13 protein-coding genes and 2 pseudogenes are annotated in these 15,480 nt (G+C 63.4%); 5 read left to right on the plus strand and 10 right to left on the minus strand.

Annotated features, from left to right (window positions below; all coding sequences use genetic code 11):
- The first annotated feature begins 130 nt into the window (after positions 1-130).
- Together EY713_RS08415 and EY713_RS08420 are read left to right on the plus strand one after the other, a co-directional pair.
- Positions 131-313, plus strand: coding sequence for a hypothetical protein (locus EY713_RS08415; protein ID WP_131114397.1), 183 nt, complete (start codon positions 131-133; stop codon positions 311-313).
- 105 nt (positions 314-418) lie between these two features.
- A pseudogene (locus EY713_RS08420) lies at positions 419-673 on the plus strand (IS21 family transposase); the annotation flags it as partial.
- Positions 674-707: 34 nt separating this feature from the next.
- Here EY713_RS08420 and EY713_RS08425 read toward each other — a convergent pair.
- Positions 708-1,886: pseudogene (locus EY713_RS08425) on the minus strand (IS3 family transposase).
- Positions 1,887-2,014: 128 nt separating this feature from the next.
- Complete coding sequence (locus EY713_RS08430) at positions 2,015-2,875, minus strand: hypothetical protein (RefSeq protein WP_131114398.1); 861 nt, start codon at positions 2,873-2,875, stop codon at positions 2,015-2,017.
- Positions 2,876-2,911: 36 nt separating this feature from the next.
- Here EY713_RS08430 and EY713_RS08435 point away from each other — a divergent pair.
- Positions 2,912-4,092 (plus strand): IS3 family transposase gene (locus EY713_RS08435; protein ID WP_131113674.1). Its coding sequence is split into 2 segments (ribosomal slippage): positions 2,912-3,173 and positions 3,173-4,092, totalling 1,182 coding nucleotides; the frame shifts between segments, so codons are not numbered across the junction.
- A gap of 139 nt (positions 4,093-4,231) precedes the next feature.
- Here the strand turns inward: EY713_RS08435 and EY713_RS08440 are convergent.
- The 8 genes from EY713_RS08440 to EY713_RS08475 all read right to left on the minus strand — a co-directional run bounded on the left by EY713_RS08440 (position 4,232) and on the right by EY713_RS08475 (position 13,038).
- Positions 4,232-4,783: an isochorismatase family protein gene (locus tag EY713_RS08440; protein WP_245572946.1), complete on the minus strand. Its 552-nt coding sequence runs from the start codon at positions 4,781-4,783 to the stop codon at positions 4,232-4,234.
- A gap of 480 nt (positions 4,784-5,263) precedes the next feature.
- Positions 5,264-7,063, minus strand: coding sequence for a putative bifunctional diguanylate cyclase/phosphodiesterase (locus EY713_RS08445; RefSeq protein WP_131114400.1), 1,800 nt, complete (start codon positions 7,061-7,063; stop codon positions 5,264-5,266).
- Positions 7,060-9,009 carry a putative bifunctional diguanylate cyclase/phosphodiesterase gene (locus EY713_RS08450; protein ID WP_165491067.1) on the minus strand — a complete coding sequence of 650 codons (1,950 nt, stop codon included), beginning with the start codon at positions 9,007-9,009 and terminating at the stop codon, positions 7,060-7,062. Before EY713_RS08450 ends, EY713_RS08445 begins: the two co-directional genes overlap by 4 nt.
- Positions 9,010-9,545: 536 nt before the next feature.
- Positions 9,546-9,980 (minus strand): hypothetical protein, encoded by a 435-nt coding sequence (locus tag EY713_RS08455; protein WP_131114402.1) that lies wholly within the window; start codon positions 9,978-9,980, stop codon positions 9,546-9,548.
- The gene (locus EY713_RS08460) at positions 9,980-10,561 is read right to left on the minus strand and encodes a recombinase family protein (protein ID WP_131114403.1); all 582 of its coding nucleotides are present in this window, start codon (positions 10,559-10,561) and stop codon (positions 9,980-9,982) included. Before EY713_RS08460 ends, EY713_RS08455 begins: the two co-directional genes overlap by 1 nt.
- 254 nt (positions 10,562-10,815) lie before the next feature.
- Positions 10,816-11,166 carry a hypothetical protein gene (locus EY713_RS08465; RefSeq protein WP_165491068.1) on the minus strand — a complete coding sequence of 117 codons (351 nt, stop codon included), beginning with the start codon at positions 11,164-11,166 and terminating at the stop codon, positions 10,816-10,818.
- Positions 11,167-11,177: 11 nt separating this feature from the next.
- On the minus strand, positions 11,178-12,134 hold the full coding sequence (gene dapA / locus EY713_RS08470; RefSeq protein ID WP_131114405.1) for a 4-hydroxy-tetrahydrodipicolinate synthase: 957 nt from the start codon (positions 12,132-12,134) through the stop codon (positions 11,178-11,180).
- Positions 12,121-13,038 (minus strand): hypothetical protein, encoded by a 918-nt coding sequence (locus tag EY713_RS08475; RefSeq protein ID WP_131114406.1) that lies wholly within the window; start codon positions 13,036-13,038, stop codon positions 12,121-12,123. Before EY713_RS08475 ends, dapA begins: the two co-directional genes overlap by 14 nt.
- A gap of 577 nt (positions 13,039-13,615) precedes the next feature.
- On the opposite strand from EY713_RS08475, the gene kdpF reads away from it, so the two are divergent.
- Positions 13,616-13,723 carry a K(+)-transporting ATPase subunit F gene (gene kdpF, locus EY713_RS08485; protein WP_245572947.1) on the plus strand — a complete coding sequence of 36 codons (108 nt, stop codon included), beginning with the start codon at positions 13,616-13,618 and terminating at the stop codon, positions 13,721-13,723.
- Positions 13,724-13,761: 38 nt separating this feature from the next.
- Positions 13,762-15,471, plus strand: coding sequence for a potassium-transporting ATPase subunit KdpA (gene kdpA / locus EY713_RS08490; RefSeq protein WP_131114408.1), 1,710 nt, complete (start codon positions 13,762-13,764; stop codon positions 15,469-15,471).
- Positions 15,472-15,480: the final 9 nt, after the last annotated feature.

Consider the following 15,480-nt stretch of genomic DNA (forward strand, 5'->3'; position numbering starts at 1 on the left):
TCGACGCCATTGACGCCGTCGCGGGCGACGAGGATTTGTCCTGGCCCCGCAACGGTTGCGCGGTGCCGGCGGTGCCCCCCAGATGTCGGTGGCGCCCCGATACGGGTGGGAACGATGAGGCGGCGTCGAGATGGCGAAGGGCGGCTCGGCGAAGCTGAAGGACCAGAACCGTCGGCAATTGTGGCTGGTGATCGCCATCAATGCCGTCGTCGTCTACGCGGTAAGCCAGTGGGCCGCGATCCAGGCGTCCGGGCTTACGGCACTGGCCGAGGGCGCGGTCAAGCTGTTGCCCGTCGGGCTGGCGGTGTGTTGATTTCCGCTGAGAGTTGACCCGGCGGAGGCGGAAGTTTCCACCGAGAAGTGACCCGTGTCTGAACCCTCTCCCTGGCTGATGGTCGGGGGGCACGGAGTGATCGACATGGCTTTATTGAGCGTCATCCGGCGTTGGGCATTACGAGACGGGATGCCGATCCGGGAGATTTCGCGACGCACGGGACTGTCGCGCAACACCATCCGCAAGTACCTGCGTTCTGATGCGAAGGAGCCGAGCTACCAGGCTCCGGAGCGTCCAAGCAAGTTAGACCCGTTTGCCGAGAAGCTCTCCGGCTGGTTGAAGACGGAGGCGACCAAGTCCCGCAAACAACGGCGCACGGCGCGTCAGATGCATGCCGACTGATCGGCCCCCATCGGGTGGTCCGGGTTGATTGTTAGTTCATGGTCGGCCTGGGCGCCACCCTGAGCATGGCCGGCGGAGATGGTCGGGGTTTCGCAGCCGGCCATGCGGCGAAGGCGGGCACGAAGACCTCCGGCGCCGGGGGCTTGTAGCCGATTGATCCGTGCGGGCGCACAGTATTGTAATGCCTTCTCCAGCTTTCGATGATGACCTGAGCTTCCTTGAGCGAGTAGAAGATCTCTCCGTCGAGCAGCTCGTCTCGGAAGCGAGCGTTGAACGACTCGACGTAGCCGTTCTCCCACGGGCTGCCTGGGGCAATATAGGCGGTCTTTGCTCCAACCGCCGTGATCCAGTCTTGCACAGCCTGGGCGATGAACTCGGGGCCGTTGTCCGAACGGATGTGACCAGGCACGCCGCGCAGGATGAACAGGTCGGACAGAACGTCAATGACGTCGGTCGAGTTGAGCTTGCGCGCGACCCGGATGGCCAGGCACTCCCGGGTGAACTCGTCGACGACATTGAGGGTCCTGAACTTGCGGCCGTCATGCGTGCGATCCTCGACAAAGTCGTACGACCAGACGTGATCGCGGTGCTCGGGCCGGAGGCGAATGCAGGAGCCGTCGTTGAGCCAGAGACGTCCCTTCTTCGGCTGCTTGGCCGGCACCTTCAGCCCTTCGCATCGCCAGATGCGCTCGACCCGCTTGTCGTTTACCAGCCACCCGGCATCGCGCAGCAACGCCGCGATCTTGCGATAGCCGTAGCGGCCGTACTGCCGCGCCAGCTCGATGATGTCGCCCGTCAACGCCTCTTCGTCGTCAAAGCCCCGCGGCGCCTTGCGCTGCGTCGAGCGGTGCTGACCGAGCGCCGCACAGACGCGGCGCTCGGAGACAGGCAAATGCTGTCGCACATGCTCGATGCAGACGCGCCGGCGCGCGGGGCTCAGAAGTTTCCCGAGGCCGCCTCCTTCAGAATCAGCTTGTCGAGCGTGAGGTCGGCGATCGCCTTGCGAAGCCGCATGTTCTCCGTCTCCAGCTCCTTCAGGCGCTTGACCTGGTCAAGCTTCAAGCCGCCGAACTCCTTCCGCCACCGGTAGTAGGTGACCTCGGTCACCCCGATCGAGCGAACCGAGTCCGCAACGGTCTTCCCCTGAGACCAACACGTCGACCTGACGCAGCTTGCTCACGATCTCTTCAGGCTTCGGTCGTCTTCCCATCGATCCATCCTCCAGGCTCGAAAGCCATACATCGGGATGGACCACTTCAAGGGGGGACGATCAGGATCCTCGTCTAGACCTGACACCCCATGGCCTGCCTGCTCTCCTGCGCTACCCGACTTCCGCGCCTATCGCGTCCGCGCCCGGCCCGATCGGCTTGGGGCCGCCCGCAGTCGCGGCGCACGCTTGCCTGCTGCGTCGACCCGTGAGCGATGCAGCGGCGGGAACATCGTCGGCACCTCGGTGGCCCTGGCGCTCGGTAGACTCATTGGCTCTGTCATGACGTGATCAATGATGAGCTGTTCGCAGAGGCGCAGCAGCCGTGACGCGTCGTGCCGCGGCCGGATCAGCACCAGCTCGGTGGACCACGCCACCGCGTCGCCAGGCCCGCGCGTACCGCGGACGAGCGACCCCGGGTCGATGCCCTGCGCGGCGCAGACGGCCTGACCCTCGGCACTGCTGGCCCACCCTGCCAGGCTCACGCTGCCCAGGGCTTTTGCGAGCGCCTTATCGAAGGCGTTGGTGGTGAGCGTCGCGGGCAACAGGCATTCGAGGCCGTCGCCGACAACGCGGACCGGGCTGCCGGGGGATGGGATCACGGTCGCGATCGGCAGCGGCTCCACGCTCCAGCATCGGAAGCCGGCATCGGCTAGAACCGGATCAGCTACGGATACGCTGGCGTAGGCGCTCTGACCGAGTTCCGCGACGCGTCGCGCAATATCGCGCCCGGTGCCGACTTTTCCGACGCCCGGATCGGCCCCGACCGCATAGGCGTTGAGCCGGAGCGGGCGGACGAGCTCGGCAAGGCGACGATTCCCCGCGCAATACACCCCGATGGTGGCGCCCGGACGCCAGCGTGCGGCGAACTCGACCTCGGTGAACGTCATCCGGGGCGTGAGATCGAACGTTGCTCCGCCAATCAACGGCAGCAAACGCTGGGCGACTGCGATCTCGCCGCCAGATGATCGTCCCCCCTTGAAGTGGTCCATCCCGATGTATGGCTTTCGAGCCTGGAGGATGGATCGATGGGAAGACGACCGAAGCCTGAAGAGATCGTGAGCAAGCTGCGTCAGGTCGACGTGTTGGTCTCACAGGGGAAGACCGTTGCGGACTCGGTTCGCTCGATCGGGGTGACCGAGGTCACCTACTACCGGTGGCGGAAGGAGTTCGGCGGCTTGAAGCTTGACCAGGTCAAGCGCCTGAAGGAGCTGGAGACGGAGAACATGCGGCTTCGCAAGGCGATCGCCGACCTCACGCTCGACAAGCTGATTCTGAAGGAGGCGGCCTCGGGAAACTTCTGAGCCCCGCGCGCCGGCGCGTCTGCATCGAGCATGTGCGACAGCATTTGCCTGTCTCCGAGCGCCGCGTCTGTGCGGCGCTCGGTCAGCACCGCTCGACGCAGCGCAAGGCGCCGCGGGGCTTTGACGACGAAGAGGCGTTGACGGGCGACATCATCGAGCTGGCGCGGCAGTACGGCCGCTACGGCTATCGCAAGATCGCGGCGTTGCTGCGCGATGCCGGGTGGCTGGTAAACGACAAGCGGGTCGAGCGCATCTGGCGATGCGAAGGGCTGAAGGTGCCGGCCAAGCAGCCGAAGAAGGGACGTCTCTGGCTCAACGACGGCTCCTGCATTCGCCTCCGGCCCGAGCACCGCGATCACGTCTGGTCGTACGACTTTGTCGAGGATCGCACGCATGACGGCCGCAAGTTCAGGACCCTCAATGTCGTCGACGAGTTCACCCGGGAGTGCCTGGCCATCCGGGTCGCGCGCAAGCTCAACTCGACCGACGTCATTGACGTTCTGTCCGACCTGTTCATCCTGCGCGGCGTGCCTGGTCACATCCGTTCGGACAACGGCCCCGAGTTCATCGCCCAGGCTGTGCAAGACTGGATCACGGCGGTTGGAGCAAAGACCGCCTATATTGCCCCAGGCAGCCCGTGGGAGAACGGCTACGTCGAGTCGTTCAACGCTCGCTTCCGAGACGAGCTGCTCGACGGAGAGATCTTCTACTCGCTCAAGGAAGCTCAGGTCATCATCGAAAGCTGGAGAAGGCATTACAATACTGTGCGCCCGCACGGATCAATCGGCTACAAGCCCCCGGCGCCGGAGGTCTTCGTGCCCGCCTTCGCCGCATGGCCGGCTGCGAAACCCCGACCATCTCCGCCGGCCATGCTCAGGGTGGCGCCCAGGCCGACCATGAACTAACAATCAACCCGGACCACCCGATGGGGGCCGATCAGCACAACGCCCCGCGCAACAGAGAGGTATGCGAGCGCCTATGGATGCCGCTCAGGCTCTAAGCCGATAGACTCGAGACGTATGCAGTGCGAATGACTGAAGGTCGTCAGTAAACGACTGCACCGACAGCCACTATGACTTCGGAGGTGTCCCGAACCAACGCAATCCTAGGTAGAATGTTTGTGACGGCAAATTCGTGGAAGCCCTGTGATGTGCTGCTGCAAGCATCGGCCGCGATCACAACGGCGTAATTGAGATTGTAAGCATCGCGCGCACTGCCCTCGACCCCGAAGTTCGTCGCCAGCCCGCATATAATCACAGTCGTGATGCCACGCCGGCGGAGCTGCAGATCAAGTTCAGTGCCGTAGAAAGCACTGTGTTGGCGTTTGGTAATGTATAGGGGGGCGGGAAGCAACGCGATTTCCGGAACCAGCATGGCCCAGTTTTCTGGTAGCCCCTCGGGAGGCAAGCTCAAGGGAGCATCTGCCGGCTGGTTGGGACGGTCGGCATATCCCTCGGAATAGTCGACGTTGACCAGAACGATAATTCCGCCCGCCTCTGCGAGCGCGTACCCAAGGTCGACACACCGCGCGATGACATGGCCAGCGTCATACGGCATCAACGGCAGCGCCACGATGCCATTCTGGAGATCGATCACGACGAGAGCTGTCGTCCTCGGATTTAGGGTTAGCACGATTCCTACCTTGTTTACCCGAGATCAGTGCGGAAGCGATGGTAAGAGAGCCGGTGCAGTACCAATAGCGGTAGCACCGCAATCCACCTATATTACGGGTCGATGCTGCAAAACTCAAGAATTCTGCATGACGCTCAGGCAAACGGACCCGTGTTGCGCGTCCTTCCAAACTCGTCGTGGCCGTTCCCTAATCGAAAGGCGGCCCGCCGTGATAGGATCACAGCATGGATATACAACTGCCCCATATCGGACTGCGCCGCGTTGTTCGCCTCGTTGCACTGCTGAACCTTGCTCCAAAGTTCGGAATATCAGCTCGAACGTGGGTAAATACCATACCGCCACAGAACATTTGATGCAGAGTAATACCACGATGGCAGTTACAAGTACAACTCGCTCACTGATGGTAGATTCGGCGCGAGCGCAGATGGTTGCAAGCGCCTACAACTAACGCACCAATCGTGGCCGTGCAGTTCTCTGCTCAACCGCGTCGAAGAGCGATGCAGCCCTCGCCTCCCACCGCTCGAGAAAGCCAGGGACATCATCCGAAGGCATAGGGCGGCCAAACAGGAACCCTTGCCCGACGTCGCAGCCGAACTGCCTCAGCACGGCGAGCTGATCCACGGTCTCGATCCCCTCGGCCGTGATCCGGATTCCGAGGTCACGGCCAAGACCGATCATGCAGCGAACGATTGCCTGATCGTAGCCGTCGATGCCTACGTTCGCCATGAAGGCGCGATTGAGCTTGATTCTTTCGACCCTGAACTGCTTGAGACGGGTCAGCGACGCATGACCCATGCCGAAATCGTCGAGCACGCAGACGACTCCAAGTTCGGCAAGGCTGTCCATCGTCGCCGCGGTGGACCGCGCTGCAGGTTCCCCCAGGGCTGCCTCACTGATTTCGAGCTTCAGCCGATCCGGCGTGAGCCGATGCCGGTCGAGACCGGTCATGATCCGCTCGACCAGATCCGGCCGCTTGAGTTGCGCTTCGGAGACATTGACGCCCAGGCACGTGACAGGCGCGGCCCTGTCGAGCCACTGCCGCATCTGCCGCAGGCTGGTATCGAGCACGAAGTCGTCGATCGCGACCGAGGTCTTCGGGTCGGACAGAGCGGCAGCAAAGCGCTCGGGAAGCAGCAACCCGCGTTGCGGATGGCGCCACCGCACCAGCGCCTCCCACCCGCGGACGATGCGGGTGCGCAGATCGACGATGGGCTGGTAATGCACCTCGAACTGGTTCCGGGCTAAGCCGGTCCTTACCTCGTCGGCGAGACGGTCGTGGGCTTCGACTTCTTTGCGAAAGCGAGGCTCGAACAGGCAGTATTGGTCCCGTCCGTTCAGTTTGGCCTTGTACAGTGCGATGTCGGCCTGCTTCAGCAGATGGTCGGGCGACAGCGTACGACTGCAGGACGCTCCGATGCTGACGGAGGGTGTCAACATGTGATCGGCACACAGTCCGGGCTCGCGCACAGCCGTGATGACGGACGACACGCGTCGTTGCAAGTCAGCCTTGCTTTGCAATCCCGTGAGCACGATGGCGAACTCGTCCCCGCCAAGGCGAGCGACGAGGTCGGTTGTTCGGACCGCCGCCGCCAGGCGGGAAGCAATGAGTTTCAATAAGAGGTCGCCGACCTCATGCCCGTAGCCATCGTTGACGGATTTGAACCGGTCGACGTCGACGATGCACAGGCCCAGTCGCTCTACCCCGGTCGACTGGACCTGTTCCAGCCGGGCTTGGAATGCGCGGCGGTTCGGCAACCCTGTCAGCATGTCCTGGAGGGCCTGCTGGCGCAGGTGCTCTTCGGCGATGCGTTCGCTGGTGACATCGCGAATGACGCCGAACAGCCGCTTCGATCCAGCCACGATCTCGACCTGGCCGACCATGCGGGCCCATCGGTTTTCTCCGGCGCGAGTCCGGAACGGGACGGTGAGGTCGTAGGGCTCGCCGGACGCCTTGGCGCGCTCGATCCCCTGCTGGATCCGGTCACGCGTCGCGGCGTCATAGAAGGCGAGCGCCTCCTCGAGCGTGATCGGCGAACCCGCAGGCACCCCGAACACCGCGTAGGTGCCGTCGGACCAAGTCAGCCCGCCCGCGTCGAGGCCGGCTTCGAAGCTGCCGAACTTAACGAGCCGCTCGACCTGTTCGGCATTGCGACGCCACTTGGCCAGCTCGGCTACCAGCGCTTGCTCGGCGTCGCCGTCCGGCCGCCCTGCTTTGCTCCCCCCAACGTGCGCGACGAAGCTCATGCCGCGACCGCCGCCGCGTCGGGCCCGAGTTGCTCCGCGCCGAGCAGGGCCGCGATCCGGTGCGCGGGGACCGGCTTGCCGAAGAGCCAGCCCTGCCCGATGTCGCAGCCGAGCGTTCGCAACAGGCCGGCGATCGCTTCGGTCTCGATGCCTTCCGCGACCGTCGAAAGTCCCAGGCTATGGCCCAGCCCTACGACGGCGGCGACGATCTTCCCGCTTTCGGCGTTGTCCGACATGGCCGCCACGAAGCTCCGATCGATCTTGATCTTGTCGAAGGGCAGCGTCTGCAGATGCCTCAGGCTGGAGTAGCCCGTCCCGAAGTCGTCAAGTGCAAGGCGCACCCCGATAGCTTTCAACTGCCCGAGCGACGCACGCGCGAGATCGAGGTCGCCGACGAGCGCACTCTCCGTGATCTCGAGTTCCAACCGATGCGGCGGGAACCCGGTTCGTTCGAGCACCTCTTGGATCGCCAACGACAGACCGGAATCGGCGAGCTGCAGGGGCGACAGATTGCAGGCGATGGTGACGTCGCCAGGCCAGCCAGCGGTCTCTCGACAAGCCCTGGCCAGCAGTCGCTCGGTCATGTGCCCGATAAGGCCGAGTTCCTCCGCGATCGGGATGAAGGCATCGGGTGGCACCATCCCGTGGAGCGGATGAGGCCACCGCGCCAGCATCTCGACCCCGACCATCGCGCCGGTCCGCAGGTCGACGAGCGGCTGGTAGTGCGGCACGATCGCGTCCTCGACGATCGCGAGGCGAAGGTCGCGCTCCAGGAGCGCCCGCGCGCGCACCTTCGCCTCCATCGCGGGCTCGAAGACGCGGAAGCAGTGACGGCCTCCGGCCTTCGCGCGGGATAGGGCGACGTCGGCCCTGTGAATGAGGTCGCTTAGCACCTTGCAGTCGACATCCCGGGGCGCGATGCCGACGCTCGCGCCGATCCGGACGGCGGTGCCGTCTTCGAGCACGAACGGCTCCGCCAGAGCCGCGAGGATGCGCGCGGCGACGGCCTCCGATCGCGACCCGGTCCAAGCCACGCCTCGATCCGTACCGAGCATGAGCGCGAACTCGTCTCCGCCGAGGCGAGCGACGATATCGCCCCCGCGCACGATGCCGCGCAATCGGCTTGCGACAAGCTTGAGCACCTCGTCGCCGGCCGGATGGCCGTGGGCGTCGTTAACGGTCTTGAAGCGGTCGAGGTCGATCAGCAGTAGGGCGTTCTCCTCGTCGAACGGTTCAGCCAGGAGACTCGCGGCAGCCTCGTAGAAACCACGGCGGTTCGGCAGGTCGGTCAAGGTGTCGATGAGAGCCACCGTGGCGACGCGGCCAAGGTCTCGGGCGTGCCGCACCCGACCGCGGATCGACAGGCCGGCCGACACCACGGCCAGGACCGCGAGCGCCAGGCCCATCGCCTCTCGCCATGCGCGATCGTTCAGGAGTTCGGTTCGGGTCTCGGTGTAGGTGGCGAGGTTCTGGCCGAAGATCTCGACGCCGGACGCGTAGACGTCCTTGAGGTAGGCGAACTCCGGTCCGTCGAGCAACGTCCGCGCCGACGCGAGGTCGTCGGCTGCGGCGAGGGCGAGTGCTCGCCGTTCCATGGTGACGAGGTCGCGGTGGGCTTCGCCCGTGGTGCCGGCCATCGCGGTACGGGTCTCCGGCGAGGCGAGCCCGGCCGCCTCGGCAAGCGCAGCATTGAGCTTGGGGGCCGCCTCATCGAAGCGGTCCGCCCAGCGATGCTCGCCCGAGGCCGCGGCCAACCGTGCCGACTGGGTCATCCATTCGTCGAGGTACGCAATCGTACCACGCAACTCCGCGACGCGGATCGCATGCTGGGAGGCGGAGCGGGCCTCGTCGCGTGCCTGCTGCCCGCTCCAGCCGAGCCACGCGATGAGCGACACGGCCGCCAAGGAAACCCCGACAAGGAGGAGGCGGCCGAAGATTGCCGGCACAGGCCGGCTCGGCAAGAAGGAGAAACGAGTTGGCAGCTTGAGCATGCACCTATGGTGTGCGCAAAAGTTTACAGATTATGGCGGTGATCATCCGCAGGTCTGGATGACGGTAAATCCAACCTCAATCCTCCGCATCGGATGAGACCGCCTTATTCGGCCGGGATCAAAGGTTGCCTGCAGCGGCATTGTACAGGAGATCGAGCACCCACGAGCACCCATTAAGAGTCTCTGCGTTTTTGTGTAAAGTTCACGAACTCACTGACCAACGTGATTAGGTTCTGCCGGTCGGTCGGATCGCTCATAAGATTGAGTAGGCGGACCAGCTCATGAGCTTGAATGTCCGCGGTCTCCGGGACAGCCGCAGAGTCGTAAAACCGAGACACAGGTACGGAGAGCATGTCGGCAATGCTTTGTAGAAGAATGGATGCAGTAGAAGATCTACCGTCGAGGAATCGATCTGTCATATTTCTTCCAACTTAGCTGGATGATTGGGCAAGCAACAAGCCGTTCGGTCCCAAGCAAACCGATTTGCCGCGCTAAGGCGATGGATACAGACCGAGAAACAGGTCGCCCATGGCCTTGCGCATCCGCAAGGTGAGATAGCGCCGCCGCTGATGCTCCTCTCGATCGTGCATCAAGTGACAGCGCTGGCAGAAGGCTCGGAGGTTGCGCAGCCGGTTGTTGGTCGGGTCGTGATCCAGATGGGCGGCAGCGAGCACCACGCGAGTCGTGCGCAAAGCCGGGTCTGCATCTACGGGCGCGGATAACCGGGTGAGGGACCGGCCCTGGCCATTTCGCCAGGTCTTCCCCTCTTGGTCCCACCAACGACCATCACCGAGATGGCGGATCAGCTGCTGGTGCGGGCGACCGCACGCTTCGCAACGTCCCTTCGCGCGCTCGAACCGCACCACGGCTGACAGCTGGGGCCAGTCGAACGGGTACAGCCACTTGTAGCGCGCCTGGATTGGCATCAGACGGCCTCCGTGTTGCTACGGGACCGCGCGGCCGGGAAGTAACCGTAGAAGGTCGTTCGGCTGACCCCGAGGCGCTGCGCGATCTGGGCTACGGGGATGGTCGCCTCTCTCAGCATGGCACGGGCAGCAGCCTGGTCGGCCTCGGTCAGCTTCTTACGCCGGCCGCCCTTGCGACCACGCGCCAGGGCAGCTTTCAGCCCCTCCATGGTGCGTTCGCGATTGAGGTCGAGGAAGTACTCCGCCATGGCCCCGTGCATCTGGAGTGCGAAGCGGCCGTGAGCGGTGTCGCTGTCGAACTTCTCGGTCAGGCTCTGGAAACGGACGCTGTCGCGCCGCAGCGTGTCGATGGTGCGCATCATCTCGACCAGCGAGCGCCCGAGGCGATCGAGCTTCCAAACGATCAGAACGTCTTCCGGACGGAGGAACGCGATCGCAGCCTCGAACTCGGGTCGCCGCGTGCCGGCCTTGCCGGACTTCTTCTCCTCGAATACGCGTTCGCATCCGGCCTGCTGCAGGGCGTCGCGCTGAAGGTCGAGATTCTGATCGATAGTCGATACGCGAGCATATCCAATATTCATGTCAGGATAGTACGCAGACCGCGTTTATCTTACAATAGTTTTACTGACACATTTTCCGCACATGAAATCGATTCTTTGAGGCGCTTTTAAACCCATCCATCGGCGTGTTCGGAATACGATCGTTTACCGCACAGCGCAGGCTGCAATGGGCAGTAAGCAGACTATATGTCGCGCCGATCACTAGGCATCCGGGGATCGTATCGAGGATGGGTTGCCAAGCCCAACGGTGGGCCTCGGGCTGGGCGCAGACCGCATCACCCCGCAAATAGGCTCAATCCCATCGCCAGTGTCATGAACAAGATGGCTTCGTCCCATCGGCTCAGACTAGTCGTCGACCACTTCTCCCACAGGAGGACGGCAAGTACCATGTCGGCCAACGCACAGGTGGTCAGCAATCTCTCGAAAAGCCCGACGTGATTCCCATCCTGGGCGAACGATGCCAGAAACATGAGGAACGAAAGGGTCCAGCCGATCCGGACCATCATCAGTCGGTTGAGCTGGGCTTGATTGCCTTCGAACGGACGGCGACCTTCGCTTTGCCTACCAAACGGCCGGACCCGCTCCCCGGGTGGAGTGATAAAATGGCGTACTTGCTTCAGCAGCATCGCAAGGCGAATCATCTGGAAGCCAGCAACTGTTGTTGACGTCCGACGTGCGGACGTCTGAGGTCGGGGGCGTGAGGGTTCCAGAACGGATCGATAAGCAGAGCTTTCAATTCATCGCCCAAACCATCGTGATACTCTGCTGATCCGCCGACTATCGGAAGGCGGCAGGAAGTAGGGAAGCCAGGCCTCACCTTTTTCATCGCCACTTTGATCTGCGCAGGGTCTCCGTCGCAGGCGAGGGCTTCCAAGAGACCAGTCAAGCGTCGGATGATGTCGGCGGCAACGTCATGGCGCTGGTCGAAGGTGGCCTGTCGAAGCATCGCGCAGGCCGCGGGCACCAGGTTCGCTAGCGCGGAGATGCACACCTGCCCTTTGGCTCGCGCGAACGCGAACGCTCGCACGTCGCTGTCCCATCTCTGGAAGAGACGTCGGTTCGTTGCCCATTCGATCGCGAATGGCTTCAACGGATCGGTACCTTGGTCAAAGATCCCAACGGTCGATGGGATCTGGACCAGTCGGCCAACCGTCGTCGGGAGGAGATCGACTCCGGTGCGGGACGGAACATTATGCAGGACGATCGGAAGATCCACAGCTCGGGCGACAGCCTCGAAATGGCGATAGAGGCCTTCTTGCGACGGCCTGCTATAGTACGGGGTTACAACCAATGCAGCGGCAGCACCAGCTGCCTTGGCCATTTGAGTCAGTGCGATCGTGCTTTCCGTACCGTACGTCCCCGTCGCCGCGATTATCGGAACACGCGTGGCCGAAACCTCGACGCAGATCCGGATCAGCCGCTCCATTTCCCCAGTCGTAAGGGTGGGACCCTCTCCGGTGGTAGTGCAGATCGCAATCCCGTTGGTGCCTTGAGAAATTTGCCATTCGACGAGCTCCGCGACCTCGCATTCGGCGATACCCTCACCCGCGAAGGGGGTGACCAGATCTACGATTGATCCTTTAAGCAAGGTCATGACGCCGACTCCGCGCTGAATAAGGCTTCGGCCGGTTTGTGCGCTGAGGCAAATGGCGGGAAAACCAAGCCCAGAGCCTGAGCGAGATCAATCCGGCGGCCATGAGAGCCGCCGCCAAGGCGAAGCTCTGCGGGGGATCGCCAACTTGGAGGGGGATGAGGGGCAGCCCGCACGCCGATGACCGGGGCACCACTGCCAGAATGTCGCCGGGCGTCCCCGTGAACGGGAGGTTGGAATGCCATGTCACCCGGCACGCTTCACCGGACGGCTGCCGAAAGTCTAGGACAACCATGTCGGCCGAGCCGCTGCTTCTGACGCCCCCTGAAGGATCGACGGAGATTACGGTCGCGGGCACGCTCGGGTGCTCTGCCATGAAGGCGCGGTCCTGCATTTGCCCGATACCCGCGCGGACGTGCCATAGGGACAGTAGCGGGGCCACAATGCCAAGGCCTGCGCTGAACTCAATAGCCCAGGCGCGGCCGAGGCCTTGCGGTTTGTGTGTTGAAGCGGAACTGCCGCGACTCCGCCGTCGCCTCGCAGGCGGCAGCATAGAGCTATTTGGTGAGAGGCTTGGCTCTTCAGCCAGGTCCAACGAGGCTTGAGTCACCATCCAGCGAATTAGGTCTGCGGCGTCCGTCGGCCAATAGAGGATGCCGACTTGAGCCAGCAGCGCCTCACGCCGCAAAACAAACCACCGTGCGCCAAGACCCTGCTCTGCGATGCTGTAATGGGCCAGCACGGCTGCATCGAGCGTTTCGGCGTCGCGCGCAAGCCGCTCGAACAGGGCGATGATCTTGAGATCGTCGCCACTGCTTAGAGCACCGCACAAGGAAACTTCGCGGGCCTTGGCACATTGGCTCAGGATCCCACTGAAATCCTGCCGAAAGATATCGAGGTCGGACATCACGGCTCTCAGAATCTGAGTTGCAACAGCCCGGGGGACATCTCGATGGCACCCGGCCGATGCCCTGTCTCGAAGTCGGCGTAATGCAAGGCGTCCTGGCGGCTCTTGAAGAGGCCTCCGCCGAGGTTGTGGGTCTCGACCGCCAGCCAGCAGCCGTGGTCATCTTGGCCGACAACGAAATGCGGTGCGTCGCAGTCGGTCGCTGCCGGGGGAGGTTCCAAGTCAAATCGCGACATTACAGTGATCCAGCGCCCTTATGGCGTGCCCCGAATATGGATCGTTTCGGCGTTACGGATCGAGATGTTGCGAAAACCTCCTGCATAGAGAGGTCATAAACGGCGTCAAGAAAGCGATGGTTGATCGCCTTGCGAGGTCAGTACCGTCAGGCTGAAGTTCCGTTTGTCTATGGATTGTTTATATCCAAGCACTGCCTTGCGTCTCGAACGTTGATGCGGTTCCGAGCGATAAGCGATGGGTTGGCCCTTGAGGCCGCTATGGACCCTCGCCATGCTCGACCTCGTCTTCGTCGTTCTGTCTCTCGCGCTGTTCGGCGTGACGGTCGCCTACGCGTCCGCCGTTGAGCGGATGTGAGGTTGCCATGCTGGAACCTCTCGCCGGCCTGGCCGTGGCCGCCGCGCTCGGCCTCTACCTCCTCTACACGCTGATCCACCCCGAACGATTCTGAAGGACGTGAGGCCGGCGACGGCCCGCGAAAGTGACGCCATGACCGTATTGGGTTGGCTGCAGATTTTACTCGTGCTCGTCGCGGTGGTGGCCGCCGCCGTGCCGCTCGGCCGCTACATCGCCAAGGTGATGGCGGGCGAGCGGACGTTCATGACCCCTGTGCTGGCGCCGATCGAGGGCGTGTTCTACGCTCTTGCGGGCGTGGACAAGAAGCGAGAGCAGACTTGGCGCGGCTACACGCTCGCGATGCTGGCCTTCAGCGCCGCCGGTCTGCTCAGCCTCTACGCGCTGCAGCGCCTGCAGGGCTATCTGCCGCTGAACCCGCAGGGGTTCGACGGCGTCGATCCCGCACTCGCTTTCAATTCCGCGGTCAGCTTCGTCACCAACACCAACTGGCAGAACTACGGTGGCGAGACCACCATGAGCCATCTCACCCAGATGGCCGGACTGACGGTGCATAACTTCGTGTCGGCCGCGACCGGACTCGCCATGGCGTTCGCGCTGATCCGGGCGTTCACGCGCTCCGAGGCGAAGACGATCGGCAATTTCTGGGTCGATCTCACGCGCGGGGTCCTCTACCTGCTGCTGCCGCTGTCGATCGTGCTCGCGCTGGTGATGGTGGCTGGCGGCATCCCCCAGACCTTGCTCGGATCTGTAGACGCCACGACGCTCGAAGGCGCCAAGCAGGTGCTGTCGATCGGACCGGTGGCGAGCCAGGAAGCCATCAAGGAGCTCGGGACCAACGGCGGCGGGTTCTTCAACGCCAATTCGTCTCATCCGTTCGAGGGCCCGAGCGCCTGGATCATCATGGTCGAGGCGTTCAGCCTGCTGCTGATCCCGGTGGCGTCGGTGATCGCCTTCGGACGCCTCGTCGGCAACTGGAAGGAAGGGCGCTCGCTGCTCGTCACCATGGGGATCGTGCTGGTCCTCGGCATCGCGGTTCTCTACGGCGCCGAGACCTTCGGCAATCCGATCCTGACCGCGCTCGGCGTCGACGGCTCGGCTGGCAACCTCGAAGGCAAGGAGCTGCGCTTCGGTCAGGCGCTCACGGCCCTGTTCAGCGCTGGCACGACGGGCACAAGCACGGGCTCGGTCGTCGCCATGCACGACAGCCTCACCCCGCTTGGGGGCCTCGTGCCGCTGTTCAACATGCTGATGGGCTGCATCACGCCCGGCGGTGTCGGGGCCGGTCTCTACGGCATCCTGGTGCTCGCCATCATCACGGTGTTCGTGGCGGGGCTCATGGTGGGGCGGACGCCCGAATATCTCGGTAAGAAGATCGAGACGCGCGAGATGAAGCTCGCGATGCTGGCGATCCTGATCTACCCGCTGCTGGTGCTGGGCTTCACGGGCATGTCGGTGATGCTGAAGACGGGGCTCGATAGCCTGAACAACGCCGGTCCGCACGGCCTCAGCGAAATCCTCTACGCGTTCGCCTCGCAGACCGCCAATAATGGCTCGGCTTTTGCGGGGCTGACCGGCAACACGCTCTGGTACAATACGACAGGGGGGCTGGCGATGTTCCTCGGCCGCTTTGCCTATGTGGTGCCGGTGCTGGCGCTGGCGGGCTCGCTCGCGGCCAAGCGCAAGGCGCCCGCCTCGGTCGGCACCTTCCCGACCGATGGCCCGCTGTTCGTCGGCCTGCTGCTCGGCGTGATCGCGATCCTCTACCTCCTGCAGTATTTCCCCGCCCTCGCGCTTGGTCCGATCGTCGAGCATTTCGCCATGCTCTCCGGCCACGCCTACTGAAAGGCCCAT

It is taken from the genome of Lichenihabitans psoromatis (assembly GCF_004323635.1).
GTDB classification, from domain to species: domain Bacteria; phylum Pseudomonadota; class Alphaproteobacteria; order Rhizobiales; family Beijerinckiaceae; genus Lichenihabitans; species Lichenihabitans psoromatis.